At 66.1% G+C, this 24,098-nt stretch carries 30 protein-coding genes; 11 read left to right on the top strand and 19 right to left on the bottom strand.

The features are described 5' to 3' along the window. Nucleotides 1–121 precede the first annotated feature (121 nt). The 5 genes from WDJ57_RS18850 to WDJ57_RS18830 all read right to left on the bottom strand — a co-directional run bounded on the left by WDJ57_RS18850 (nt 122) and on the right by WDJ57_RS18830 (nt 4,232). Entirely contained in the window at nt 122–1,315 is a 1,194-nt protein-coding gene (locus tag WDJ57_RS18850) for an MBL fold metallo-hydrolase (RefSeq protein WP_338902509.1), read from the bottom strand. 197 nt (nt 1,316–1,512) lie between these two features. Further along, nucleotides 1,513–2,553, bottom strand: coding sequence for a sulfite exporter TauE/SafE family protein (locus WDJ57_RS18845; protein WP_380630222.1), 1,041 nt, complete (start codon nt 2,551–2,553; stop codon nt 1,513–1,515). Then, a complete protein-coding gene (locus WDJ57_RS18840) occupies nt 2,553–2,762 on the bottom strand; it encodes a DUF7512 family protein (RefSeq protein ID WP_338902508.1) in 210 nt (69 codons plus the stop codon). Before WDJ57_RS18840 ends, WDJ57_RS18845 begins: the two co-directional genes overlap by 1 nt. A gap of 452 nt (nt 2,763–3,214) precedes the next feature. After that, a complete protein-coding gene (locus tag WDJ57_RS18835) occupies nt 3,215–3,835 on the bottom strand; it encodes a cupredoxin domain-containing protein (protein WP_338902507.1) in 621 nt (206 codons plus the stop codon). A gap of 271 nt (nt 3,836–4,106) precedes the next feature. Continuing rightward, complete coding sequence (locus WDJ57_RS18830) at nt 4,107–4,232, bottom strand: hypothetical protein (protein WP_338902505.1); 126 nt, start codon at nt 4,230–4,232, stop codon at nt 4,107–4,109. Nucleotides 4,233–4,749: 517 nt separating this feature from the next. On the opposite strand from WDJ57_RS18830, the gene npdG reads away from it, so the two are divergent. Together npdG and WDJ57_RS18820 are read left to right on the top strand one after the other, a co-directional pair. Continuing rightward, entirely contained in the window at nt 4,750–5,421 is a 672-nt protein-coding gene (gene npdG / locus WDJ57_RS18825) for an NADPH-dependent F420 reductase (protein ID WP_338902503.1), read from the top strand. A 54-nt stretch (nt 5,422–5,475) separates the two neighbouring features. Beyond that, entirely contained in the window at nt 5,476–6,351 is an 876-nt protein-coding gene (locus WDJ57_RS18820) for an amidohydrolase family protein (RefSeq protein ID WP_338902502.1), read from the top strand. Here the strand turns inward: WDJ57_RS18820 and WDJ57_RS18815 are convergent, their stop codons facing one another. Both WDJ57_RS18815 and WDJ57_RS18810 read right to left on the bottom strand, forming a co-directional pair. Then, on the bottom strand, nt 6,352–7,113 hold the full coding sequence (locus tag WDJ57_RS18815) for an enoyl-CoA hydratase/isomerase family protein (RefSeq protein ID WP_338902501.1): 762 nt from the start codon (nt 7,111–7,113) through the stop codon (nt 6,352–6,354). It abuts the gene before it with no gap. 34 nt (nt 7,114–7,147) lie between these two features. Then, complete coding sequence (locus WDJ57_RS18810; RefSeq protein WP_338906316.1) at nt 7,148–7,783, bottom strand: helix-turn-helix domain-containing protein; 636 nt, start codon at nt 7,781–7,783, stop codon at nt 7,148–7,150. Between the two features lie 106 nt (nt 7,784–7,889). Between WDJ57_RS18810 and paaA (WDJ57_RS18805) the strand changes: the two genes are divergently transcribed. From paaA (WDJ57_RS18805) to paaE, 5 genes are read left to right on the top strand one after another with little or no spacing between them, the layout of a single operon-like run. Further along, nucleotides 7,890–8,834, top strand: coding sequence for a 1,2-phenylacetyl-CoA epoxidase subunit PaaA (gene paaA / locus WDJ57_RS18805; RefSeq protein WP_338902500.1), 945 nt, complete (start codon nt 7,890–7,892; stop codon nt 8,832–8,834). A gap of 2 nt (nt 8,835–8,836) precedes the next feature. Beyond that, nucleotides 8,837–9,151 carry a 1,2-phenylacetyl-CoA epoxidase subunit PaaB gene (gene paaB / locus WDJ57_RS18800; protein ID WP_338902499.1) on the top strand — a complete coding sequence of 105 codons (315 nt, stop codon included), beginning with the start codon at nt 8,837–8,839 and terminating at the stop codon, nt 9,149–9,151. Then, nucleotides 9,151–10,023 (top strand): 1,2-phenylacetyl-CoA epoxidase subunit PaaC, encoded by an 873-nt coding sequence (gene paaC, locus WDJ57_RS18795; protein WP_338902498.1) that lies wholly within the window; start codon nt 9,151–9,153, stop codon nt 10,021–10,023. Before paaB ends, paaC (WDJ57_RS18795) begins: the two co-directional genes overlap by 1 nt. Beyond that, nucleotides 10,016–10,471, top strand: coding sequence for a 1,2-phenylacetyl-CoA epoxidase subunit PaaD (paaD, locus tag WDJ57_RS18790; RefSeq protein WP_338902497.1), 456 nt, complete (start codon nt 10,016–10,018; stop codon nt 10,469–10,471). Before paaC (WDJ57_RS18795) ends, paaD begins: the two co-directional genes overlap by 8 nt. A 2-nt stretch (nt 10,472–10,473) precedes the next feature. Continuing rightward, nucleotides 10,474–10,641, top strand: a complete 168-nt coding sequence (paaE, locus tag WDJ57_RS18785) for a 1,2-phenylacetyl-CoA epoxidase subunit PaaE (protein ID WP_338902496.1) — start codon at nt 10,474–10,476, stop codon at nt 10,639–10,641. Between the two features lie 276 nt (nt 10,642–10,917). Here the strand turns inward: paaE and paaA (WDJ57_RS18780) are convergent, their stop codons facing one another. From paaA (WDJ57_RS18780) to paaA (WDJ57_RS18740), 9 genes are all read right to left on the bottom strand, one after another. Continuing rightward, nucleotides 10,918–11,826: a 1,2-phenylacetyl-CoA epoxidase subunit PaaA gene (gene paaA, locus WDJ57_RS18780; RefSeq protein ID WP_338902495.1), complete on the bottom strand. Its 909-nt coding sequence runs from the start codon at nt 11,824–11,826 to the stop codon at nt 10,918–10,920. Between the two features lie 106 nt (nt 11,827–11,932). Continuing rightward, nucleotides 11,933–13,384, bottom strand: coding sequence for an aldehyde dehydrogenase family protein (locus WDJ57_RS18775; RefSeq protein WP_338902494.1), 1,452 nt, complete (start codon nt 13,382–13,384; stop codon nt 11,933–11,935). An 83-nt stretch (nt 13,385–13,467) separates the two neighbouring features. Beyond that, entirely contained in the window at nt 13,468–13,767 is a 300-nt protein-coding gene (locus tag WDJ57_RS18770) for a 2Fe-2S iron-sulfur cluster-binding protein (RefSeq protein ID WP_338902493.1), read from the bottom strand. Between the two features lie 5 nt (nt 13,768–13,772). Next, nucleotides 13,773–14,264 carry a GNAT family N-acetyltransferase gene (locus WDJ57_RS18765; RefSeq protein WP_338902492.1) on the bottom strand — a complete coding sequence of 164 codons (492 nt, stop codon included), beginning with the start codon at nt 14,262–14,264 and terminating at the stop codon, nt 13,773–13,775. 31 nt (nt 14,265–14,295) lie between these two features. After that, nucleotides 14,296–14,499 (bottom strand): hypothetical protein, encoded by a 204-nt coding sequence (locus WDJ57_RS18760; protein ID WP_338902491.1) that lies wholly within the window; start codon nt 14,497–14,499, stop codon nt 14,296–14,298. Beyond that, the gene (locus tag WDJ57_RS18755) at nt 14,499–14,927 is read right to left on the bottom strand and encodes a metal-sulfur cluster assembly factor (protein WP_338902490.1); all 429 of its coding nucleotides are present in this window, start codon (nt 14,925–14,927) and stop codon (nt 14,499–14,501) included. Before WDJ57_RS18755 ends, WDJ57_RS18760 begins: the two co-directional genes overlap by 1 nt. After that, the gene (gene paaC / locus WDJ57_RS18750; RefSeq protein ID WP_338902489.1) at nt 14,924–15,733 is read right to left on the bottom strand and encodes a 1,2-phenylacetyl-CoA epoxidase subunit PaaC; all 810 of its coding nucleotides are present in this window, start codon (nt 15,731–15,733) and stop codon (nt 14,924–14,926) included. The genes WDJ57_RS18755 and paaC (WDJ57_RS18750) overlap by 4 nt, the downstream gene beginning before the upstream one ends. Continuing rightward, nucleotides 15,730–16,005, bottom strand: a complete 276-nt coding sequence (locus WDJ57_RS18745) for a hypothetical protein (protein WP_338902488.1) — start codon at nt 16,003–16,005, stop codon at nt 15,730–15,732. The genes paaC (WDJ57_RS18750) and WDJ57_RS18745 overlap by 4 nt, the downstream gene beginning before the upstream one ends. A 1-nt stretch (nt 16,006) precedes the next feature. Next, on the bottom strand, nt 16,007–16,912 hold the full coding sequence (gene paaA / locus WDJ57_RS18740) for a 1,2-phenylacetyl-CoA epoxidase subunit PaaA (protein ID WP_338902487.1): 906 nt from the start codon (nt 16,910–16,912) through the stop codon (nt 16,007–16,009). A 206-nt stretch (nt 16,913–17,118) separates the two neighbouring features. Between paaA (WDJ57_RS18740) and WDJ57_RS18735 the strand changes: the two genes are divergently transcribed. Further along, nucleotides 17,119–17,781: a helix-turn-helix domain-containing protein gene (locus WDJ57_RS18735; RefSeq protein WP_338902485.1), complete on the top strand. Its 663-nt coding sequence runs from the start codon at nt 17,119–17,121 to the stop codon at nt 17,779–17,781. Nucleotides 17,782–17,799: 18 nt separating this feature from the next. Here the strand turns inward: WDJ57_RS18735 and WDJ57_RS18730 are convergent, their stop codons facing one another. Further along, on the bottom strand, nt 17,800–18,258 hold the full coding sequence (locus WDJ57_RS18730) for a MaoC/PaaZ C-terminal domain-containing protein (protein ID WP_338902483.1): 459 nt from the start codon (nt 18,256–18,258) through the stop codon (nt 17,800–17,802). A gap of 160 nt (nt 18,259–18,418) precedes the next feature. Between WDJ57_RS18730 and paaI the strand changes: the two genes are divergently transcribed. Further along, nucleotides 18,419–18,814 (top strand): hydroxyphenylacetyl-CoA thioesterase PaaI, encoded by a 396-nt coding sequence (gene paaI / locus WDJ57_RS18725; RefSeq protein ID WP_338902481.1) that lies wholly within the window; start codon nt 18,419–18,421, stop codon nt 18,812–18,814. A gap of 1 nt (nt 18,815) precedes the next feature. Here the strand turns inward: paaI and paaK are convergent, their stop codons facing one another. Further along, nucleotides 18,816–20,105: a phenylacetate--CoA ligase PaaK gene (paaK, locus tag WDJ57_RS18720; protein WP_338902480.1), complete on the bottom strand. Its 1,290-nt coding sequence runs from the start codon at nt 20,103–20,105 to the stop codon at nt 18,816–18,818. Between the two features lie 191 nt (nt 20,106–20,296). Between paaK and WDJ57_RS18715 the strand changes: the two genes are divergently transcribed. Next, nucleotides 20,297–21,469 carry a thiolase domain-containing protein gene (locus WDJ57_RS18715; RefSeq protein ID WP_338902479.1) on the top strand — a complete coding sequence of 391 codons (1,173 nt, stop codon included), beginning with the start codon at nt 20,297–20,299 and terminating at the stop codon, nt 21,467–21,469. Continuing rightward, entirely contained in the window at nt 21,466–22,905 is a 1,440-nt protein-coding gene (locus WDJ57_RS18710) for an OB-fold domain-containing protein (protein WP_338902478.1), read from the top strand. The genes WDJ57_RS18715 and WDJ57_RS18710 overlap by 4 nt, the downstream gene beginning before the upstream one ends. A 21-nt stretch (nt 22,906–22,926) precedes the next feature. On the opposite strand, the gene WDJ57_RS18705 is transcribed toward WDJ57_RS18710, so the two are convergent. Beyond that, nucleotides 22,927–24,069 carry a thiolase family protein gene (locus tag WDJ57_RS18705; protein WP_338902477.1) on the bottom strand — a complete coding sequence of 381 codons (1,143 nt, stop codon included), beginning with the start codon at nt 24,067–24,069 and terminating at the stop codon, nt 22,927–22,929. Nucleotides 24,070–24,098: the final 29 nt, after the last annotated feature.

Raw genomic sequence — 24,098 nt, 5'->3', positions numbered from 1 at the left:
ATTCGTGAGCGGTCAGCGCCGTTGCCGCGTGTGAGAGCCGTCAGAACCGACGACGGCTCGTGTGAAACGTCAGGGGGGAGCGTGAAGGGGACCGTGCGCGCTACGGCGCGCGAGGAGAGATTCAGTCGCCGGTCAGGGCGTCCTGGCTGGCCGCACAGTTGTTGGGACCGAGTTCGAGTTCGAAGGCCTCGTCGTCGTCGGCCGTCTGCTGGCCCAGGTTGGTCGCGATGATGTCCTCGTAGTTCGCCGGCCGCGGCGGCATGTCCGAGAGGATGAGGTCGACGAACTCCTCCTCGTCCATCGTGAGCGCGTCCATCTCCGCTTCCAGTTCGCCGATGGGCGCGGTGTAGGTTCCGTCGTCGGCCGGCTCGGCGGCGTCGCTGAAGTGTGCGCCGCCGATGAGCACGTCGTCGTCGAGCGGCAGGACCTTCGTCTGGAGCGTCTCGTAGAGCTGACGGGCCGCGTCGGGCGCGCCCTCGTCGCCCTCCTCCAGGTCGGGCCGGGCGACGCTCTCGACGAACAGGCCGTCGCCCGTCGCCAGCAGGCTGTCGCCGACGAGGTAGGACGTCATGCCCGAGGTGTGACCGGGCGTGTAGACGACGTCTATCTCGATGTCGCCGACGGCGTACGTCTCGCCGTCCTCGGCGGTCTCGACCTCGTCGACGTAGGTGACGCCGCGTGGGCGGGCCTCCTCCGGCACGACGCCGGTGACGCCGCGCTCGTGGAGGTCGCGGACGCCGCTGATGTGGTCCGCGTGGATGTGGGTGTCGAAGGCGTAGGTCAGGTCGACGCCCAGGTCCTCGGCGTCGTCGAGATACCGGTCGGTGAACGCCCGGAGCGGGTCGATGACTGCGGCCTCACCATCGGAGACGGCGAGGTAGCCGAGACAGCCGCTGGAGGGGCGCTGGTACTGGTAGAGGTCGCCGGGACCGTCGTACCGTGTGACCGGCGTGCGCTCGTAGATGCGCGCCCAGCCGTTCATGCCCTCTTCGAGGTGGACGACGTCGCGGCCGGCTTCTGCCAGCACGCCGGCGACGTACTCGCTGGCACCGCCCTTGGCACAGAGCACGACCAGCGGGTCGCCCGTGGGAATCTGTTCCATGACGTCGTCGTCGACCTCGTCGTCGAGGAAGTGGAAGTACGGGACGTTCGCGATGTCCACGGAGGGACCGTCGATGTGCCACTCGTCGAAGTCGCTGTTCATCCGGGTGTCGAGGATAGTGACTGGGTCGCCGCTGTCGATTTGCTCCTTGAGTTCCGCTGGGGCGATTTCGTCGACCTCGACGTCCGGTGTCGGGAAGTCCTCTGGTTCCATGTTACGCTCATCGCTTGGGCCTGGGGGTACATATATCTTGCTTGTTTTGTACAATACTAACTACGAGGTGAAAAATGGCCAAAGGAGACGGAGCCGTAACAACGCGGTTATTTATCAGAAATAGCCTCAGCAGCGGCTGGGCCGCACAAGTAGTGTTGTGAAATATTCGCAATACAGAAGGGATGGAGAAGCGAGCGTCAGACGTCAGCCGCGACCGACCTGTCCTGGGCTTCCTCGCGGAGTTCCCGGACTGCGCTGTAGGAGACAGCGCCGCTGACCAGCAGGGCCGCGCCGAGGATGATGAGCAGGCTCACCGTGTCCAGCACCGGGAGGTCCAACACGCCGCCGATCTTCCGGACCGCGACGGCGATGGCACCGAGCAACAGCATCACGCCGAAGTACACCTTGATGTCGTCCTCCTCGACGAGACTCGTCGCCGTCGCGCCGATGCGCGCGCCGAGTGCGCTCCCCGCGAGCAACGGGACGACGATGCTCAGGTCGACGGCCCCGGACTGCGCGTACAGGAAGCTCCCGATACCTCCCGAGAAGACGATCTCGAAGAGGTCCGTCCCGACAGCGACGGGGACCGGCACGCCGATGAGGTAGAACAGCGCGGGCATGCGGATGAAGCCGCCGCCGACGCCCAGGAACCCGGAGAGCAGTCCGGTCGCGAACGCGACGAGCAGTATCATCCACAGCGACGCCTTGAAGCCGCCCCGTAGCTCCATCATCGGCGGGATGCGGTAGGACTGTATCTTCTGTGCAATCTCGGGGATGTCCGCGTCCTCCGCGTCGGCGTCTTCGTCGACGTCGTGGTCGATTCCGCCCCCGCCGCCGGCCTTGAGTGCCTCGCGCGTCACGAAGGCCCCGATGCCACCCAGCAGGAGGACGTAAGCGACGCTGACGATCGTGTCGGCGACGCCGATGTCCTGGAGGTACTCCAGCCCGAGTTTGCCGACTTCGATGCCGGCCGTGGTGCCGGCGATCATCAACACGCCGAGCTTGTAGTCGACCTGGCCGAGGTCACGGTGTTTGAGCGTGGCGATGACCGACGTCCCGAAGACGAAAGCCAGCCCGGACCCGACGGCGACGCTGGGCTCGTAGCCCATCACCAGCAGCGCCGGCGTGACGAGGAACGAGCCGCCCATCCCGAAGAACCCGAACAGGATGCCGATGAGCAACCCGAACCCCGCGAAGGTCGCCAGCAGGGTCGCGCTGACGCCGAATATCTCCATCATCACTCTCTCCCCCCGTTTTCGGTCACGGAACAGCGCCGGAAGAGCACGTCCAGCACTGCACACTGGCCCTGGAGCAATCGCTTGAGCGACGGTCCGAACCACGTCTCCAGCCAGCCGTATCCGAGGTACAGCACCATCGCCTCGATGAGGACGATTCCCACGAGTACGGCCGCCTGCGCGTTCCCGCTGAGGGTCTCAATACCGAACATGCCTTGTCACCTGTGTGAGTGGTCTTGCGAGCATATCGAAATTCTGTACAGCCACCCCTAATATTAGGAGGCTAATAACGGTTTTGGGCTAGTTGCACAATACTATATCTCCGTAACCGACCGATACCGATGGATAAGTTATCGGTAGCTACAGACAGTCGGAGCACCCTGTCGACACATACACGACTACTGCAGTCGAGTGCGTGACGTCGCGGGTCATCTGTGGGGCACATCTGCTCGCGTGACGCACGCGCACGCGGCTGTGCGCTCTAGCCTCCAAATCACAATATACCTGGACGACCGAATCTGGAAAAGGGTCGACGAGGGGACGCGCCTGGCGGGTTATTAGCAGTTTGTTCACAATACACACAATAAACAGCCGGACGACACTCCCGGTGTCGGCGGAGGCTTCGAGGGTCGCACAAAACGGGGGCGCGGTGTCGGGACCGGACTCAGCCCTCTTCCTGAACCGGCGTGAGGAGCGGTCGTTTGCTCTCGGGGGCGAGGTCGGTCCAGGAGACGCTCCCCTGGTCGGCGATGTTCTCCGGGGTCATCGCGGGGTCGCTGAGGACGAGTCCCGCCGTGAACTCCGGCGGGCGGGACTGTTCGCTCGGTGCGGGAGCCTCGCCCACGGGGTTCGCTGCGGGACCGGTCGGCGAGCCGACCACGATGGAGCCGACCATCCCGAACAGCTCGTGGGGGGCGCACATGATGTTGTGGACGCCCTCGGTCTCGAACGTGTACAGCCAGTACTCGCCGACACCGAGGATGGGCGAGGAGTACGGCGGTGCGTCGGTGGGGACCCGCTGGGTGTACCCGAATGCCGGGTGGTACGCGTTGACGTTGTGATGCGGCGAGGCGAGATTGAACCGAACCGTGTCGCCCGGTTCGATAGCCAGGCCGGTCGGTTCGAAGTAGAACTCCGGAATCGGGACCGGGTCACGCGGCTTGATTGCCAGATTTATCGTGTGGTCGGGTTCGACGGGCGGTGAGTCATCACCGGTCCCGATGTAACCGAATCGCGGGTGTATCTCCTGGCTGTCCATCTGCTGCTGTGTGGATGTCGGTGACATTGTTGAAGTCGAAGTGGGAGTCGAGGTCGCAGTATCTGTAGGGTCGTCTGACGAACTGCCACAGCCAGCGACGGTCGGCATCGCTGCGGCCCCGAGGGCCGTCAGCAGCCGCCGCCGGTTCAGGCGAGTCGCCGGTTCCCCTGCCGACCGGTTAGTCTCTCTGCGTGTCACATCCGAGAATATGACGTGTTTGTGTTAAATCTATTCCTCTGACTCGTCGGCCTCCAGAGCCGTGGCGACGAGGGGCCGCCTGGCGGCTTCGCGCCCTGTCCTACTCCAGTTCGACCGTCGGTGGTTCCCCGTTCCAGCCGTACGAGAACACGACGAAGGCGATGGTGAACAGGCCGACGAGCGCCAGACCGAGTTCGAGCAGCCTACCGAGTGTGCGCAGTGCCATACCGGTCGAACGGAGAACCCTCAGGTAAAGACTTCTATCTCTGCACACGACCTGCATCTTACTGGTAAAAGAGTGGCTATGAATTGTTACTAGTACTGGAGAATAGCAGAATTGTCACGCGTTGTTTACGTACAGGCGACGTGTTGCAGTGTCCGTTCTCCGGACTGGAACTGAGAGAACCATACTCCGATAGGAGGCAGAAAACGGCCGCAGAGAGTGTTACGGCAGGATTTTCACGAGACTGTAACAGTGAGACGCACAGCCCCGAAGCGAACACCGCATCCCGGGTGAGCGGCCGTTCGACCGAAATCCGTGGCATTGTGGAATACTGGACCGGCATCCGCCACGCCACGGGAGTCGGTGCTGGACCGCCGAAACACACCACGCGGCGATAACTACCAAATAAGTATATATATAATACATCTTATTTTTACCGCGGAGCCGCGACGAGCAGCGGCGTGTGTTGCCGCGGGCCAAGACGAATACGTTTTTGTCGGTGAGTCCTACTCGTACCGATATGGAACTGGCCATACTCGGCGGCACGGGCGACATCGGCGAAGGACTCGCAGTGCGGTACGCGGCGGACACGGACCACCGCGTGGTCATCGGGTCGCGGAAGGCGGAGAAAGCCGTCGACCGCGCGGGCGACTACGAGGAACGGCTGGCCGACCACGGCATCGACCGGGACATCGAGGGTGCGGCCAACGCCGACGCAGCGGCCGGCGCGGACGTCGTCGTGCTGGCGATTCCGCCCCACCACGTCGCCGATACGGTCGCAGACCTGGCCGAGGAGGGCGTCCTCGACGACCAGCTGGTCGTCAGCCCCGCGGTGGGGATGCAGGGCGACGCCGACGGCCTGCACTACCGGCCGCCGAAGGTCGGCAGCGTGACCGAACTCGTCGCCGAGCGGGCGCCCGACGGCCTCGCCGTCGCCGGCGCGTTCCACAACCTCGCGGCGGACCGCCTGGCGAACCTAGATGCAGACCTAGACGTCGACACGCTCGTGGTCGCGGACGACGAATCCGTCCGGCAGCAGGTCATCGACCTCGCGAACGAACTCGACGGCATCCGGGCGCTCGCGGCCGGGCCGCTCTCGAACGCGGCAGAAGTCGAGAGCGTGACGCCGCTCGTCATCAACGTCGCGCGCTACAACGAGGACATGCACGACGTCGGCGTCACGTTCCACTGACGGCGGACGGGACGGAAGCGTAGCTTTTTGTGGCGGTGGGCGGATAGGACGGGTATGGACGTCGACCTACCGGGGGTCGAAGAGACCCGTATCTTCGACACGCACGCGCACCAGCCGACCAGCGAGTTCCTCCACGACGCCGGCGGTGAGATGATGCAGGACGCCGCCGACCGCTTCGGCACCGACCTGGAGACGTGGGACTACGAGGAGATGCTGGAGGAGTACCACGAAGCCGGCATCGGCCGCGCGGTCCTGCTCGGGTGGGACGCCGAGACCAACACCGGGAACCCGCCCGTGCCCAACGACTACGTCGCCGAGGTCCGCGACGAGTACCCCGACTTCTTCGTCGGCTTCGGCAGCGTCGACCCGCTGAAAGACGATTGCGTGCAGGAGGCGATTCGCTGCGTCGAGGACCTCGACCTCTCGGGGTTCAAGTTCCAGCAGATCGCGCAGGGGTTCGACCCATCCGCGGACCGCCACGACCATCTCTGGAGTACCATCGAGGACCTCGGCGTCCCGGTCGTCTTCCACGGCGGCAATTCCACGCTCGGAGCCTGCAGCGCCGGCGGCCGCGGCCTGAAGGTCAAGTACGGCAACCCGATGCTCATCGACGACGTGGCGGCCGAACACCCCGACCTCGACATCCTCATCGCCCACCCCGCCTTCCCCTGGGAGAAGGAACAACTCGCCATCTGCCAGCAGAAGGGTAACGTCTACATGGACCTCTCCGGGTGGATTCCGAAGTACATCGACGACCAGGTGCTGCACTACGCGAAGACGGTGCTGAAGGACAAGGTGATGTTCGGCACCGACTACCCGATGATAGACCCCGAGACGTGGCTGACCTCCTTCGCGAACGACACCGACTTCGACGAGGACGCCCAGCGGCGGATTCTCTACGAGAACGCCGAGGACTTCTTCGACCTGTAGTCAGTCGAAGTCCGGTTTTCTGCCGTTCAGAAAGGCGTCGACGCCCTCGGCGTGGGCGTCCGTGTCGTACGCCAGCGTCTGGACGTGCGCCTCGCGGTCCAGGCCCTCGCGCCACGACTGCCCGAGGTTGTCGTGTATCGCACGCTTCGCCATCCCGATGTTCGCCGTCGGGCGGTTCGCCAGCGTCTCGACGAGGTCCGCGACCCGGTCGTCCAAGTCGTCGTCCGGGACCACCTCGTTGACGAGGTCCATCTCGGCGGCCTCCTCGGCGGAGACGAGTTTGCCAGTGAACGCCAGTTCCTTCGTCTTCCGGAGGCCGACGAGCCGCGGCAGGATGGCCGTCCCACCCATGTCGGGGACCAGGCCGACGTTGATGAAGGAAGCGCCGAAGCGGGCAGACTCCGCGGCGTAGGCGAAGTCGGCGACGGCAGTCAGCGACATCCCCGCGCCGACGGCGTCGCCGTTGACCTTCGCCACCACCGGCACGGGGGCGGTCAGCACCTGCTCGGCGACGCGACCCAGCGTGGAGCGGACGCGCTCGTAGGCCTCCGGGGCCGTCTCGTCGCGCTCGGCCATCGCCTCGATGTCGCCGCCGGCGCTGAACGACTCCCCCTCGCCGGTGACGACGACCGCGTCGTGGTCGGCCGGGTCGAGTCCATCGAGTGCGTCCGCGAGGTCCCGCGCGACGGCGGCGTTCATCGCATTCCGCACGTCTGGCCGGTCGAAGGTAATCCGCCGAACTGCACCATCGTCGATGCGCATACACGTATTCGCGTGTGCGGGCACTACTATCTTGCTACGCGCCGTCTCCCGTGCGGAACATCTGGGTGAACAGGGCGTGCTGTGCGCGGTGCAGCCGCTCGATGAACGCCGACTTGCTGATGCCGAGTTCCTGCGCTACGTCCGCGGCGTCGGCCTCCCGCGGGACGGTGAAGTAACCCATCTCCACGGCAGTCCGCAGGCTGGCCTCCTGGGCCGGCGTGAGGTCCCACTGCTGGGCGATGGAGTCGTCCTCCTCGGCGCGCAGGGCGTACACTCGCTCCAGGCGGACGCCCACCGTCTCGCCGGCGGTCTCCATGACTGACCGGAGAATCTCGTTGCCGACCACAGTCCCGGTGAGGATGGTATTTCCGTTCTGGTAGGTCAGCGACTCGACCATGAACCCGGAGCTGATGAGTTCGTGGACGACGCAGGGGTGCAGGGAGAGACACCGGTAGTTGTACCGGCCGTCGCTCTCCGACTGGTAGAGATAGCGGATGCGCTCGTCCGCGTCGAGGACCGCCGTCAACTCGTCGTTGGGGGCCGAACTGAACCGCAGGAGGACGTTGCCGTCGTTGCGCATCAGTGGCGGAGAGGCGTCGACGACGCCGTTGACGGCCCGGCTAGCGTCGGCCAGCGGACAGTCGTCGCCCTCGATGCGAAACTCCGTCATCAGGCACTCGTCAATCACGACCCGTGATATGGCGGGTGAGTATATAAAACCCGTCTATAGACTGCACAATTAGTAAGGGAAATCGGACGGTACATTGTGATGAACCATGAACGTCGACGAAGTCAAACAACGAGCGGGTCCCCGCGAGTTCGCGCCCAAGGACGACCTGCCGGAGGAGTACCGGAAGGCGGCGACGCGGATGCTGCAGTTCCACGCCAACAGCGAGATCATGGGCGCGTACCTGGAGCGCCCGTTCATCCGCCAGGCACCGAGCCTGGAGCGGAAGATGGCCTTCAGCGCGAAAGTGCAGGACGAGATCGGGCACGGGCAGTTGCTCTATCGGGCCGCCGAGTCGCTGGGGATCAAGACCCGCGACGAGATGCTCGACGAACTGGCCGAGGGCAAGGGCAAGTTCCTCAACTGCTTCCACTACCCGATGGACAGCTGGGTCGAGACGCCGATGATCGCCTTCTTCGTCGACGGCGCCGCGATGCGCCGGCAGGCGACGCTCAAGAAGTCCAGCTGGGAGCCCTACGCCCACGCGATGGACAAGATTTGCTTCGAGGAAGGGTTCCACGTCAAGCACGGCGAGGACATCCTCCGCGAACTGATGACCGGGTCGAAGAAAGAACAGCAGATGACCCAGGAGGCCTTCGAGACGTGGTGGCCGCGCATCCTGCAGTTCTTCGGCCCCACCGACGACAAGTCCTCGCACCACGACTTCGCCGCCGACGTCGGCCTGAAGGTCATGACCAACGACGAACTCCGGAACGCCTTCCTAAACACGTACATGGACAAGGCCGAGATGTACGGCCTGGAGATTCCCGACGAGCCGCGCATCCGCGAGAACGACGACGGCACCTACGAGGTCGTCGAGGACGACCTGGACTGGGACGAGTTCTTCACCATCGCGAAGAACGACTACGACCCCGGGCTGGGCCAAATCAACGCCCGGAAGGAGGCACAGGACGCCGTCGAGTGGGTCCGCGACGCGCTCGACGAGCAGGAAGCGCTTGCAGCAGGCTCGCAGTCCCCACAGGCGGCTGACTGACAATGATCTGGGAAGTATTCCGACAGGAGAAAGCGGGTGGCTATCACACCCACTGTGGCAACGTTCACGCACCCGACCGCGAGATGGCGCTGCTGTTCGCGGAGATACAGCACGGCCGGCGCAAGCCGACCAACAGCCTCTGGGTCGCCCCGCAGGAAGAAATCGGCGAGGTCGACACCGAGGACGCCCACTTCGGCGGGTCCACGAACAAGTCCTACCGCTTCGCCCGCACGTACAACGTCGAACCGGCCGCCGAGGAGGTCGAAGCCTCCGAGAAGGAACTGACGGAGGCCGAGGAACAGCGGGGTGAGGCGTAATGGCGACCGCCGAGGACGCCGGCCTCGACAGCGTCGAGGACCTCGACGAGGAGCAGCGCGAGGCCGTGACCGACCTCCTGCTCCGACTTGCCGACGACGAACTCGTCCTCGCCGAGCGCTACACCGAGTGGCAGGTCCGCGCGCCGACCCTGGAGTCGGACATCTCGCTCGCCAACATCGCACAGGACGAACTCGGCCACGCCCGCCTGTGGTACGACGTCGTCCAGACCTTCGGCTACGACGAGACCGACCTCATCTGGGAGCGCGACGCCGACGACTTCCGGCACAGCACCCTCGTGGAACTCCCCTTCGAGGAGGGGGACTGGGCCGACGCCGTCGTCCGGAACTACCTCTACGACGTGGCCGAGGACATCCAGCTCCGCGCCCTGGAGGACTCGTCGTACGCGCCCATCCGGGACCGCGTCGGGAAGGTTCTCGACGAGGAGGACTACCACCTCGAATACGCCGAGAGCTGGCTGGAGCACCTCGCGGCCGACGACGAGGGCCACGAGGAACTGCAGGCCGCGCTCGACAGGCTGTACCCCTACGCGCTGACGCTGTTCGAGCCCAGCGACGAGGACGTCGAGGAGACGATCATGGAACTGGGCCTGCGCGACGAGGAACTCGTGGGGATGCGCGACGAGTGGCACGACCGCGTGAGTTCGTACCTGGAATCCATCGGGCTGGCGGTCCCCGAACTGGACCTGCCCGAGCAGTACGACATCCACGTCTCGCCCGACGACCTGCCCGAGCACGTCGGCCGCGACGGCGACCACACCGACGACTGGCCACCGCTGCTCGACGAGATGACGGCCACCTACGAGGAACTCGGTCGCGACTACGCCACCCGCATCATGGACGACGATGAGTAGCGAGTACGAGCGCCCGGAGCGGGACGACGACGACGCCATGGCGTGTGGCTACACCAGCTACGACAGCGACGACGACGTCGAGTACGCCGAGAAGGAGTCCGCCGACAACGAGGTCCCGGCCACCGGGAGAGGTGCCGAGGGCGTCGAACGCCGCGTCTGGGAGGCGCTTTACAGGGTCGAGGACCCCGAGATGCCCATCTCCATCGTGGACCTGGGGCTCATCTACGGCGTCGACGTCGACGACGGCACCGCCACCGTCGACATGACGCTGACCTACACCGGCTGTCCCGCCCGCGACATGCTCCTCAACGAGGTCAAACAGTCCGTCGCTGCCGTCGACGGCGTCGAGACGGCCGAGATAACCCTCGTCTGGTCGCCCGGCTGGACCGTCGAGATGGTGACCGAACAGGGCAAGGAATCACTCCGGGAGTTCGGACTGAGTGTCTGACAATGCGAAATAGAGACCCAAGCGTCGACACGTCCGGGAAGTACGACCAGGCCGAGTGTCCCTACTGCGGGTCGACCGACACCGAGCGGGACCACCCGAAGGGACCGTCGCTGTGTCGGTCGATGCACTACTGCAACGAGTGCGAGCAGCCCTTCGAGCGGTTCTCGTAGCCCGACCCCGACATCGGGACCGAGGTGGTCGACCCTCACGGCGACCGCCGAGTAACAAATTTTTTGATAGTGTATTATGTTCACACACCTGGGTCGCGTTGTGCAGTCACTCACTCGCCCCGATTGCCAGTGCGACTCACAACCCCCAACGGTGACCCCGGAGGTCGGCCGGGTCCCGTCGCCCCGCTCGGGGACCCGGCGACCCCGCTGTCGCGGCTCTCCCGAGCGAAGGGGTGTCTCTGTCGTGGTGCTGACGACGAAAACCGGGCGTAAGCCTCAGGCGACGCCGGCGGCCCGGCGCACCCAGTCGTTGTTCTCGACGGCGTCGCGACGCATCGCCAGCCGTTCGTCGTTCTTCGGTCCGTTCCCGCGGGTCACGTCGAGAAAGCGGTCCCAGTCCAGCGGTCGGTGGGTGTACTCCTCGTTCTCCTCGTCGTAGACGACGAGGTCCGGGACGTCGAGGTCGTAGCGCTGCAGTTTCGGGACGTAGAAGTCGTTGATGTAGGTGTGGCGCAGTTCGTCGTTCGAGCGGACCTTGATGCCCCACTCCATGAGTTCGTCCGTGTGGTCGGAGTCGTCGTTCGGCGGCCCGTAGAAGCGCAGCGTCGGGCCGGCCCACCTGTCCACGGCATCCTGAATCATCTCCCGTTCCTTCTTCGAGCCGGTGGCCAGCGACCGGACGATGTCCTCGCCGTGTTTGACGTGGTAGGACTCCTCGAAGCATATCTTCCGGAGCCCGCGGGCGTAGGGGGCATACGAGGACTCCGTCAGCGAGCCCTGGCGGAACACCGCCGCACCGTCGATGAACATGGCGATGTAGCCCGCGTCTGCCCACGTCGGCGTCTCGTAGTTGACCCAGTTGATGTACTTCGCGTCGCCGTCGAGCAGTTCCTGCATCATCTCCTCGCGGTCCTTCAGCCCCAGCGTCTCCGCGACGCGGTAGAGCACCTGCGCGTGGCCCACCTCGTCCTGCACCTTGGCGCTCATCGACCGCTTGCGGCGGAACGTGGGTGCCTTCTGTATCCACTCCTTCTCCGCGACGGTGCCCATTATCTCGCTGTTGGCTTGGAACTGAATCATCCGCTGGGCCGCCTGTCTGTACGCCTCGGGCAGGTCCGCCGACGGTTCCACCTGCTCGCCGTTCTGCACGCGCTCCTTGAGACGCTCGGTGCTTGACTGACTCATACACCACAATAGTCTACGCAGGTCCCAAAAAGCGGAGACCACAGTATAGAGCAGTTTTTATCAGAGCGTCGCGGCAAGCGGAGGGGTGGGCCCGCCGGGACGCTGCTCACTCCAGTTTGACGTGGACGTTCTTGACCTCGGTGTACTCCTTGATGGCCTCCTCGCCCTGCGCGCGGCCGTGCCCGCTCATTTTGGTGCCGCCGAAGGGCGTCTGCGGCCAGGTGTTGGGCGTCTCGTTGACCATGACCATCCCGTAGTCCAGCCGGTCGGCGACGGTGTGCGCGCGCGTGAGGTCGTTCGTCCAGACGCAGGCGGTCAGCCCGAAGGGCGAGTCGTTGGCGACGTCCAGCGCCTCCTCCTCGTCGCTGACCTCGATAATCGACAGGACCGGGCCGAATATCTCCTCGCGTGCGACGGTCATGTCGTTGTCGACGTCGGCGAAGACGGTCGGCTCGACGAAGTGGCCGACATCCCTGTCCTCGGGGACGCCGCCGCCGGCCGCGACGGTCGCGCCCTCCTCCTTGCCGGTCTCGATGTAGTCGAGAATCTCCCGTTGCTGGTCCTCGCTGACCACCGGCCCCATCTGGCCGTCGTCGTCGATGCCGCCGCCGACCGGGATGTTCTCGGCGATGGAGGCCATCTTCTCGACCATCTCGTCGGCGACGTCCTCGTGGACGACCAGCCGCGAGTTCGCCCAGCACATCTGGCCGGCGTTCATGAAGATGCCGTACTGGACGCCACGGGCGGCCGCGTCGAGGTCCGCGTCGGGGAAGACGACGGCCGGACCCTTCCCGCCGAGTTCCAGCGTGACGCTCGTGACGGCGTCGGCCGCGTCCTGCTGGATGTGCTTGCCGACGCCGGTGGAGCCGGTGAAGGTGACGTGGTCGACGCCCTCGTGGCCGGCCAGTGCGCTACCCGCCTCGGACCCCGAGCCGGGAACGACGTTGACGACGCCGTCCGGGATGTCGGCCGCCTCGGCGGCCTTCGCGTAGTACAGCGCCGACAGCGGAGTCACGCTGGAGGGCTTGAGGACGACGCTGTTGCCCGTGGCCAGCGCGGGGGCGAGGCTGCGGCCGGCCAGCTGGAACGGGTAGTTCCACGGGGAGACGTGGGCGGTCACCCCGACGGGGTCGCGTTTGGTGTAGTTGAGTCGGCCGTCCGAGACGGGAATCTCGCTGCCCTCTATCTTGTCGGTCCAGCCGGCGTAGTACCGGAAGGTGTCGACGACCATGTCTATCTCCATCCCCGCCTCGAACGGCGTCTTGCCGTTGTCGTGGGACTCGACCATCGAGATCTCGTCTTTCATCTCCTCGATGGCGTCGGCCATCGCGTGGACCTTCCGGCGGCGCGTCTCGGGGTCCATCGTGCGCCACTCCGAACCGTGGGCGACCGCCGCTTCGGCCGCCGCGACGGCCGCGTCGACATCGGTCTCCCCGGCCTTCTGGACCGTCGCGTAGGTCTCCTCGGTCGCCGGGTCCTCCGTGTCGATGGTCTCGCCGCTCTGGGCTGCTGTCCACTCGCCGTCGATATACAGGTCTGTCGGGCCGGAGTACTCCATTGCAGGCCAAATCTTGGTTTCTGTGGTCTTAACGGTTTATATCGGACCACAACGGCGCGAGGAATAGTCGCCGCGAACGCGCGTCAGGGTTCCTCGTTGGAGTGGATGGTCAGGTCAGAGCGCGGGTAGGCGACACACAGCAGGCCGTAGCCCTGCTGTTTCTCCCACTGGGTGAGGACGTGCTCCTCGCTCTGGTCGATGTCGCCCTCGACCTTCGCGCTGCAGGAGGCGCAGACGCCCTGGAGACAGGAGTACTGGAGGTCGATACCCTCGTCGAGCGCCGCCTCGAGGATGTACTCGTCTTCGGGCACCTCTATCTCGACGCCCTCCTTTACGAACTCGCAGGTGTACGTCGTCGTGTCGTCGTCGGCGGCGTCCGTCATAGCACTCACAGCTCCTTCTCGTAGGTGACTTCCATCGGTTTCATGCCGTACTCCCGGTAGAGTTCCTCCTCCTCGACCCCGTGGAGCACGTCGATGCGCCAGAACGGCATGTCCTTCTCGCGGAACCACGCCTCGGCGGCCTCGATGAGCGCTTTCCCGACGCCCTCGCCGCGGTGTTCCGGGTGGACGTAGTGGCCGTAGACCATCCCGTGCTTACCGAAGTTGAAGACGGGATGGCCGCCGATGACGCGTGCCTCCAGCGCGCCGACTGTCTCGCCGTCGCGTTCGGCCAGCAGGATGTCGCCGCGCGAGGACTCGACGAGGCTGTTGGTGAAGTAGGACTGCCACTTCTCGCGGCCGCCTTCCTCCACCGTGAACCGCTCGTCGAAGTCAACCAGCGTGTCTGCGTAGCCGTTCCACAGCGACATAATCCCCTCCGCGTCGTCCGGTCCGGCGGTGCGAATCGTCGCATCCGCAAGTGATGTCTCGAATTCCATGTGTGCTGAATTGTAACAATCAGGTATAAAATTACCCGAACCGCTCGAACGGGCTCTCGCAACTGTCGCAGTGGTAGATGGTGCGACACAGCGACGGCCCGCGGGCGTTCTCGACGTGGGTGTCCATCGACCCGCAGTAGGGACACGCTATCTCGTCGTCGTCGACCGGTCGGCCGGCGTTCTCGTCCATCTTCTTGCCCACCGACGAGGAGCCGTCCCAGTCGACGTCGCGCATTACTCCTCCCTCCCGCTAAGCGAGCAGGCGAAGCCAGCCTCGCCCAGCTGTTCGCGACCCTTCTCGGTCATGTCCTCCGGCGACCACGGCTCCGTGTAGTCGAGTTCGACGTTCGCGCTCTCGACCTCGTCCATCAGTTCGAGGCGGCGCTCGGCCATCTTCACCATAATCTCGCGGGCGGGACAGCCGGTGTAGGTCAGCGTCATCTTGACTTCGGCGTGACCGCCGTCGAGTTCCACGTCCCGGATGAGGCCGAGGTCCACCAGACTGACCGGCAGTTCGGGGTCCTCGACGTCTTCGAGGGCCGCCCAGATGTCGTCCTCCGTGAGCGGGCCCTCCACCTCGTAGTCCGGGAACGCGTCCTCGACCGCGTCGAGTTCGAACCCGGGGGCGTTCCGCTCCAGCAGGCTGGCGACGTCCATGGTCATGCGGGAACGTCGACCCCCTGCTCGCGGACCTCGCGCGTCTCCGCGAGCAGGTCGTCGAGGTCGTCGGTGTGTTTGCCGGCCCGGCCCGCGCCGATGTCCTCGACGTCGGTCTCGGGCACGTCGTAGCCGTACTCCTCCAGAACCGCAGTGACCTCGTCGACGAACTCCTCGCTCTGGGCGTCCAGGGACTGCGCGTAGACGCCGGCCGCGGCCAGGTCGATGCCGTCGGGACCCGTCTCGAAGAACGCCAGGGCGTCGACCCAGTTCTCGTCGATGGCGCGCTGGACGCGTTCCTTGCCGTCCGCGTCGTCGGCCAGCGTCTCCAGCCACACCTCGCCGTGTTCGGCGTGGAAGTCCTCCTCCTCGTCGACCTTCGTGAGGTAGCCGGTCAGGGACTCGTCGCGGTCCGCGAGGTCACCCTCCAGCAGGGCGGCCGTGCGGATGTCGTCGGCGACATCGTAAAAGTACTGCCGGACGACCGTGTCCGCCCAGTCGGAGAACTCCCGTTCGACGAGTTGGGCGTTGCGGAACTCCTCGACCGGGCGCCCGTAGGCCAGGTGGTCGAGCGAGGAGCCGACGAGGTCGGCCACCTCCTCGTACAGGGACTCGGCGTGGCCGAGTTCGTCCTGTGCGATGTTGCCGACCGACACGTCCTCCTCGACGGTCGGCGCGACGCCGGTCCAGTCCGAGAGTCTGTTCCCCATCACGTGGTCGTCGTCGGCCGCCTCCAGCAGGGCCACCGCCAGGCCCTGCTCGAACTCGTCTGGCGCTGCGTCGCCGATGTCTGCAATCTGTGTGACAGTCATGCCGGGAAGCCCTCCACGTCGTAGCCGGAGTCCTCGCGGTACTCCTTCTCCAGGACGCCGCCGTAGGCGGCTCCCTCGCCGATTTCGTGCATCTGGTCCTCGCGGACGACGACGAGATTCGTCGTCTTCTTCCGGCGCGCGTAGTTGTCCTTCGCGTACATCTTCGCGAGTTCGGGGTTCTTCGCGTCGACGCTGCCGACCTCCGTCAGCGGCGCGCCGGAGGCCTGCCGACGGAAGACGTAGTAGACGTTCTCCGATGGCGTGCCCGTCATGTCACGCCACCCCCGCTGCGCGGCGGACCCAGTCGTTGTCCTCCAGCGCCTTCCGCCGGTCGGCCAGGCGCACGTCGTTCATCGGGCCGTTGCCCCGGGAGACATCGAGGAAGTGGTCCCAGTCGAGTTCGCTGAAGTTCCAGCGCTCGCTCTCCTCGTCGTACTCCATCTTCTCGTCGGGCACCTCCAGCCCGTACTTCTCCAGTTTGGGCACGTAGAACTCGTCGATGTACTGCTGGCGGAGTTCGTCGTTGCTCTTGACCTTCAGGCCCCACTCCATGAGATCGTCCGTGTGGTCGGACATGTCGTCGCGCGGGCCGAAGAACTGCATCGTCGGCTGGTACCAGCGGTCGACGGCCTCCTGCATCATGTCCTGTTCCTTCTTCGAGCCGGTCGCCAGCGAGCGGACGATGTCCTCGCCGTGCTTGACGTGGAACGACTCCTCGTAGCAGATCTTTCGCAGGCCGCGAGCGTAGGGGGCATACGAGGACTCGGTCAGCGAGCCCTGGCGGAACATCGCCGCGCCGTCGATGAACATGGCGATGTAGCCCGCGTCCGCCCACGTCTCGGTCGGGTAGTTGAAGACCGTCGCGTACTTCGAACGACCCTCGACCAGGTCGTCGAGCATCTCCGCGCGGGTCTTCAGGCCCAGCGTCTCGGCCGTGCGATAGAGTACCTGCGCGTGGCCGGCCTCGTCCTGCACCTTCGCGCTGATGGCGCGCTTGCGCTGCAGCGACGGGGCCTTCTTTATCCACTGTTTCTCGGGCAGCGTCCCCACGATTTCGCTGTTGGCGTGGAACTGAATCATCCGCTGTGCCGCTTCCCTGTACTCCTGGGGCAGGTCGTCGGACGGTTCCACCTTCTGTCCGTTTTGCACTCGTTCTTTGATGGATTCGTCGGTGCTCATCTACACCCGTAACTACGGGGGAGATTACGCATAGAGATGTACCGCTCCATGGAGCGGGTTTTAAGTTGGCACCGATATTTCGGCGAGCGGCTGGAAACTCCGGGAAAGACCGTTCCGTGGACGTATTCCGGCAGAGCGGCCGTTTGACGCCCGTCGAGGCCGGGCAGAGCTAGATTTATACTGCTGGGGAAATGACAGTCGGTAACGTGATAGACGAGTGCCTCGTCGTGGAGTTCTCCGTGACAGGGAACGACTGTCCCGTCGTCGAGGCGACGACGGACCACGACGTCATCGTGGACGAGAACCCGCCGGCCCACCGGGACGACGAGCGCACGCTGTTGCACTTCCAGGCGGAAGGGGAGGTCGACGAGTTCACCGAGTCGCTGGACGAGACGGCCGAAATCGACTACCTCCAGGTGGCAAACGGCGGGAGCGTCGCCCAGTGTCGCTGCCTCCTGCACGACGAGTGCGTCCTCCGCGGGCTGACGACGGCCGGCTTCATGCCCCACGAGATACGCATCGTCGACGGCACCGAGCGGTTCCGCGGGTCGGTCGTCGGCCGCGACATCCTCCGGGACGTCATCCAGGCGGCCCAGGAGATGGGCAACGTCGAACTCGAACGGGTCGCCAAACTCACCTCGGGAGCGGAGACGAACCAGGGGCTGGACGCCACCATCGAGAGCAGCCTCACGAAACAGCAGCGAGAGGCGCTCATCGCCGCGCTCGAACAGGGCTACTTCGACGTGCCCCGTGGCGCGACGGCGACGGAGGTGGCCGACGAACTGGGCATCAGCAAGTCGTCGTTCCTGGGGCGCATGAAACGCGCCCAGCGGACGGTGTTCGAACAACTGCTCGCCGGCGCAGGGTGACCCGGCAGCGGTCGGCGCTCACTCTTTCGTCTTGATGAGGAACTTCATGTCGCCCTGGAAGACGACGGTGCCGTCCTGCTTCTCCATCTCCGTGTCGAGGACGACCAGCCCGGCGTCGTCCCGGTCCAGTTCCTTCTGCGTGTCCACGACCATCTCCAGCTGGAGCGTGTCGCCGATGTGGACGGGGTTGGGGAGGTCCATGTAGTTCATGCCCAGGAAGGCAATCGCAGTGCGCTCGACGATGCCGGTCCGGTAGACGAAGCCGGTCGCCTGGACGAAGGTCATCGGCCCGTGGGCGATGCGCTCGCCGAACTGCTGGTCCTCGGCGTACTCCTTGTTGGTGTGGAGTTCGGTCCAGTCGCCCGACAGCGCGGAGTGCATCACGAAGTCCGACTCCGTGACCGTCCGGCCCACGCTGATGAATTCCTTACCCTCCTCGAAGTCCTCGAAGTAGTGTGGCTCGTAGCTGTACGCCATATCCATTCATCACCTAGCCTGCATAAATAACTTTATTTTCCCCCGTCGCTGGCCCGTTTCGGCCCGTTCACGGCTGCGACGCGGACCGCGTATCCGCGCCGGGAGGTGTGGGTAGAGCGACCAGTACGTATTTATTTGGGCTTGCGATATGGCCTACTGTATGGCGGACGTATCCGACGAGACACGGGAGCGTATCGAATCTGACGCGTACTGCGAGACGCTGGGCATCGACGTCGTCGAACTGGACGCTGGCTCCGCCCGGACGGAACTGACCATCACCGAGGACCTGCTGAACTTCCACGGGACTCCCCACGGCGGTGCCATCTACTCCGTCGCCGACGCCGCCTTCGCCGCGGCGTCGAACTCCCACGGACAGACTGCGGTCGCCTTGGAGACGAACATCTCCTACCTCGAAGCCGTCGAGACCGGCGAGACCATCGCCGCCACGGCCGAGGAGACACACGCCGCTGGGCGGACGGCGGAGTACGAGATAGAGGTGACCGGCGAGGACGGCAACCGAATCGCGACGTTCCGCGGCCGCGTGTACCGGCCCTGACTCACTCGCGGTGGTCGTAGACGCGCTGGACCTTCCCGACCTCGGTCCGGGCGATTCCCCCCGGCTCGACCAGGTCGAGTTCGTCCGGCGTGAACTGTAGTACGTTCGACAACCGCGTGAGAATCTCGTCTTTGAGTTTCTTCTCGCTCTTCTCGACATCCTCGTCGCGTTCGATGGTGAGCTCCATGACGTCGAGGCTGCCCTCCTTGTAGAGGTCGATGCGGTAGTGGGGTGCGACGCCGTCGATGTCCAGCACGACGTGTTCGATTTCACTCGGGTAGAGGTTGACACCGCGGACGATGAGCAGGTCGTCGGCCCGGCCGGTGACGTTGTCCATGCGGACCATCGTCCGGCCGCACTCGCACTCGTCGTAGTCCAGCGTCGTCAGGTCGCCCGTCCGGTAGCGCAGCACCGGCAGGGCCTCCTTCGAGAGCGTCGTCAGGACGAGTTCGCCCTCCTCGCCCTCCTCGACGGGTTCGCCCGTGCGCGGGTCCACGACCTCCGGGAGGAAGCGGTCCTCCCAGATGTGCAACCCTTCCTGAGCCTCGTGGCACTCGCAGGAGACGCCCGGGCCGATGATCTCCGAGAGGCCGTAGATGTCGATGCCGTTGACGTCCAGGCGCTCCTCGATTTCCTCGCGCATCGGGTCGGTACAGGGCTCGGCCCCGAAGATGATGGTCGAAATCGGGAGTTCCCGCGGCTCGAAGCCCATCTCCTCGGCGGTCTCGGCGAGATACAGCGCGTAGGAGGGCGTGCAGGTGAGGCAGTCGCTCTCCAGGTCGGTCATCAGTTCGACCTGGCGCTGCGTGCCGCCGCTCCCGATGGGGATGACCGTCGCACCCAGTTCCTCGACGCCGTAGTGCAGGCCCAGGCCGCCGGTGAACAGGCCGTAGCCGTAGGCGTTCTGGACTGTGTCGCCCGGCTCGACGCCGGACGCCAGGAGCGATTCCGCGACGACCTCGCTCCAGACGTCCAGATCCTCGTCGGTGTAGGACACGATTTTGGGCTTGCCGGTGGTCCCGGACGAGGCGTGGATGCGGCTTATCTCCTCGTCGTCGACGGCGAAGAGACCGTCGGGGTACTCGTCGCGGAAGTCCTCCTTCGTCGTCATCGGGAGTTTCCGCACGTCCTCGACGCTCTGGATGTCCTCGGGTGTGACACCCATCTCGTCGAGTTGCTCCCGGTAGAACGGTACGTTCTCGTAGGCATTCTCGACCGTCTCGCGGAGCCGCTCGGTCTGCAACTGGCGGAGCTCCGCCCGGTCGTATGCCTCCTCGGGCTTGTAGACCATGCTTCGTCGGAGGATTGGTGGACTACAATAAAAATGGTTAGGGTCTTCGACGCAGGTCTCAGGCACGCAGACGATGGATGACGCACCCACGGCCAGGCGCAGCGTGCGCCCGCGTGTGTCACCGTGCCAGGCGAGCGGATGGAAACGCGCGGAGGAAAAGCTATTTTTCCGCCACCTGCAGACGTACGGGTATGCGGGACGCCTACATCATCGGCGCAGGGCAGACGCCGTTCGGCGCGATGCCCGACGAGAGCTATCGCTCGCTGTTCACGACCGCCTACGAGCGGGCGGTCGACAGCGTACCCAACGGAATCGACGACGGCGAGGTCGACGAAGCGGTCGTCGGCTCCCTCGGCGTCGGCGGCCGACAGCTCGGCCTCTCCGGCCCCGCGGCCACCGAACACCTCGGGCTGCACGGGATTCCGAGTTCGCGCATCGAGAACGCCTGTGCCGCCTCGGGCTACTCCGTCCGGCAGGCCGTCCAGGCCGTCAAGAGCGGGATGGCCGACGTCGCCATCGGCGGCGGCGTCGAGATAATGACCGACATGTCGAGCGACGTGACGAAGTACTGGCTCGGCGTCTCCGGCGAGACGGAGTGGGAACGGCTGACCGGGACCACCTTCGCCGGCGTCTACGCCCAGATGGCCAGCGCCTACATCGACCAGTACGAGGCGACGTCGGAACACCTCTCGATGGTCGCCGTCAAGAACCACGCGAATGGCGCGAAGAATCCCAACGCCCACCTGGGGTTCGAGTGCTCGCTGGACGAGGCCGTCGGCGCGCCGACGGTCGCCGACCCGCTGAACCTCTATCACTGCTGTCCGACCTCCGACGGCGCGGCCGCGGTGCTGGTCGCCAGCGAGGACGTCGTCGGCGAGTACACCGACGACCCCATCCGCGTCGCGGGCGTCGGGGCCGCAAGCGAGCGCGTCGGGCTGTTCCAGCGCGACACCTACACCGCCATCTCCTCCTCGGGGAAAGCGGGGCGGAGCGCCTACGAGGAGGCCGGTATCGAGCCGGACGACCTCGACTTCGCGGAGGTCCACGATTGCTTCGCCATCGCTGAACTGCTGGCCTACGAGGACCTCGGCTTCTGCGAGCGCGGCGAGGCCTACAGGCTGCTCGAAGACGGTGCGACGGACCTCGACGGCGACCTGCCGGTCAACGCCTCGGGCGGACTGAAGTCGAAGGGCCACCCCATCGGCGCGACGGGCGCGGGCCAGGTCGCAGAGGCGTACAAGCAACTCAGCGGCAAGGCCGGCGACCGACAGGTCGAGGACGCCACCCTCGGGTTGACGCACAACGTCGGCGGGAGCGGCGGGGCGGCGGTCGTCCACGTCCTCGAACGGGAGGTGGCCCGATGAGCGACGTGTCCATCGCCGGCATCGGCGCGTACGCGCCCCGCCTGCGCATCGAGGCCGCGGAGTTCGCGGAAGCGTGGGGCTCCTTCGACGCCGCGGGCGTCGAGGAGAAGGCCGTCCCCGAAGCCGACGAGGACGCGCTCACGATGGGCGTCGAGGCCGCCAAGCGCGCCCTGGCCGCGGCCGACGCCGACGGCGCGGCGGTCTCCCATCTGGCCTTCGCGACGACGACCCCGCCGATGGCCGAGGAGGACCTGACGGCTCGGCTCGCAAGTATGCTTGGCACGCCCGAGGACGTGACGACGCGAACGCTGAGCGGCAGCACCCGCGCTGGCGCGCAGGCGCTGGACGGGGCACTCGACGCAGGTCCGTTCGGCGAGGGAGTCGGCCTCGTCGTCGTCAGCGACTGCCCGCAGGGCGCACCCGACAGCGGCGTCGAACACGCCGCCGGTGCCGGTGCCGCAGCACTCGTCCTCGACAGCGACGGCCCCGGAACGGTCGTCGACCGCGCCGAGAGCGTCGAACCGTTCCCGGGGACCCGCTTTCGCTCCGCCGGTGACGACGAGACGACCGGGCTGGGCGTCACGCAGTACGACCGGCAGTCGTTCACGACGGCGCTCGGCAGCGCTGCCGACGGTCTGGACGTGACGCCGGACAGCGTGGACGCGGCGGCGGTCCAGTCGCCGGACGGCAAACTCCCCTACCGCGCGGCCGGCGCACTCGGCGTCGACACCGGCACCATCGCGGACGCGGAGACGGTGAGCACGCTGGGGGACACCGGCGCGGCGAGCGTCTTCCTCGGTGCCGCGACGGCCTTCGAGGACGGTGCCGAGCGCGTCCTGCTGGCGGCCTACGGCAGCGGCGCGGGCGCGAACGTCCTCGTCGTGGACGGCGCGGTCCCGGTCGACGCCGCCCTGGGGGGCGACACGGACCTGACCTACGCCGAGTACCTGCGGCGGCGCGGCGAGATTACCAGCGACGAACCGGAGGGCGGCGGCGCGTACGTCAGCGTCCCCTCCTGGAAGCGGACGATTCCACAGCGCCACCGTCTGGTCGCCGGCGAGTGTCCCGAGTGCGGTGCGCTGAACTTCCCGCCCGACGGTGCCTGCGCGGCCTGCAACGAGCGCACCGACGAGTACGAGCACGTCGAACTGCCGGGGACCGGCACCGTCGAGGCGGTCACCACCATCGCCCAGGGCGGCGCACCGCCGGAGTTCGTCGAGCAACAGTCCCGCAGCGGTCCCTTCGTCAGCGCGGTCGTCGCGCTGGACGGGCCGGACGGCCAGGACACCGCCAGCGTCGCGGCGCAGGTGCTCACCGGCGGTGAGGAGACGGTCGACATCGGGACGCGCGTCGAGGCGACGATTCGGCGCGTCTACGCCCAGGAAGACGTCGTCCGGTACGGCTTCAAGGCACAACTGGCCGACGCGCGGCGGTAGTCGGTCCCAATCGAAGCCCTGTCAGGGGCGCTCGAAAATCGCCGCGACACCCTGGCCGAAGCCGACGCACATCGTCGCCAGGCCGTAGGTGGCGTCCCGCTTCTCCATCTCGTGCAGCAGCGTCGTCGAGATGCGCGCTCCCGAGCAACCGAGCGGGTGCCCCAGCGCGATTGCGCCGCCGTTGACGTTCAGTTTCTCGTCGGGAATGGCGAGTTCGCGCTGGCAGTAGATGCTCTGTGCGGCGAAGGCCTCGTTGAGTTCCACGATGTCGATGTCCTCGATGGTCAGGTCGGCCCGCTCCAGCGCAGCGCGGGTCGCGGGAATCGGTCCCTTCCCCATCACCAGCGGGTCGACGCCGGCGACGGCCCGGGCCGTCACGCGGGCCATCGCGTCGAGGCCGTGTTCCTCGGCGTAGGACTCGCTGGTGACGAGCATGCCGGCCGCACCGTCGGTCAGCGGCGAGGCGTTGCCCGGCGTGACCGAGGCCTCGTCGTCGTCGCGGAAGACCGTCGGCAGGTCGTGCAGCGTCTCGAAGGAGGTGTCCGGCCGCGGCCCCTCGTCGGTGTCCACGACGCCCTCGTCGGTCTCGACCGGGACGAGTTCGTCGTCGAACCGGCCGCTCTCCATCGCGTCGACGGCGCGCTCGTGGGAGCGCAGCGAGAAGCGGTCCTGCTCCTCGCGGGAGACGTCGTGGCGGCGCGCGATGGTCTCGGCGGTCTGGCCCATCGGCAGGCGGTCGGCGTCGTAGCGCTCCTCGATGGCGGGATGGAGCCAGTCCGAGAAGGGAATCCGGCTCATGTGTTCGACGCCCGCGACGGGGTAGACGTCGCCGTCGCCGACCGCGACGGCACGGCTGGCTTCGTTGAGCGTGGTCAGCGACGAGCCACAGAGTCGCGTGGTCGTCGACCCGGGCACCGTCTCGGGGAACCCGCCGGCGAGCAGCGACTGGCGGGCGAGGTTCCGTCCCTGTTCGTTCTCCTGGTTGGCACAGCCCAGACGGAAGTCCTGCCACTCCTCGGCCGGGACGCCCGTTCGTTCGACGAGCGCGTCCAGCACCGTTGTCACGAGGTCTTCCGGGTACTGTTCGGCGAGACCGCCGTCCTTCCTGGCCTGGGGGGTCCGGACGGCATCCACAACTACCGCTGGCTCTCCTGAGTCGGTCATCGTCGTCTCGACGTTGTCCGGGCGGCGAC

The sequence above is a fragment of the Salinibaculum sp. SYNS191 genome, assembly GCF_037338445.1.
GTDB classification, from domain to species: Archaea; Halobacteriota; Halobacteria; order Halobacteriales; family Haloarculaceae; genus Salinibaculum; species Salinibaculum marinum.
The sequence above is the reverse complement of the archived record's forward strand: the minus strand, read 5'-3'. Positions and strand labels throughout refer to the sequence as shown.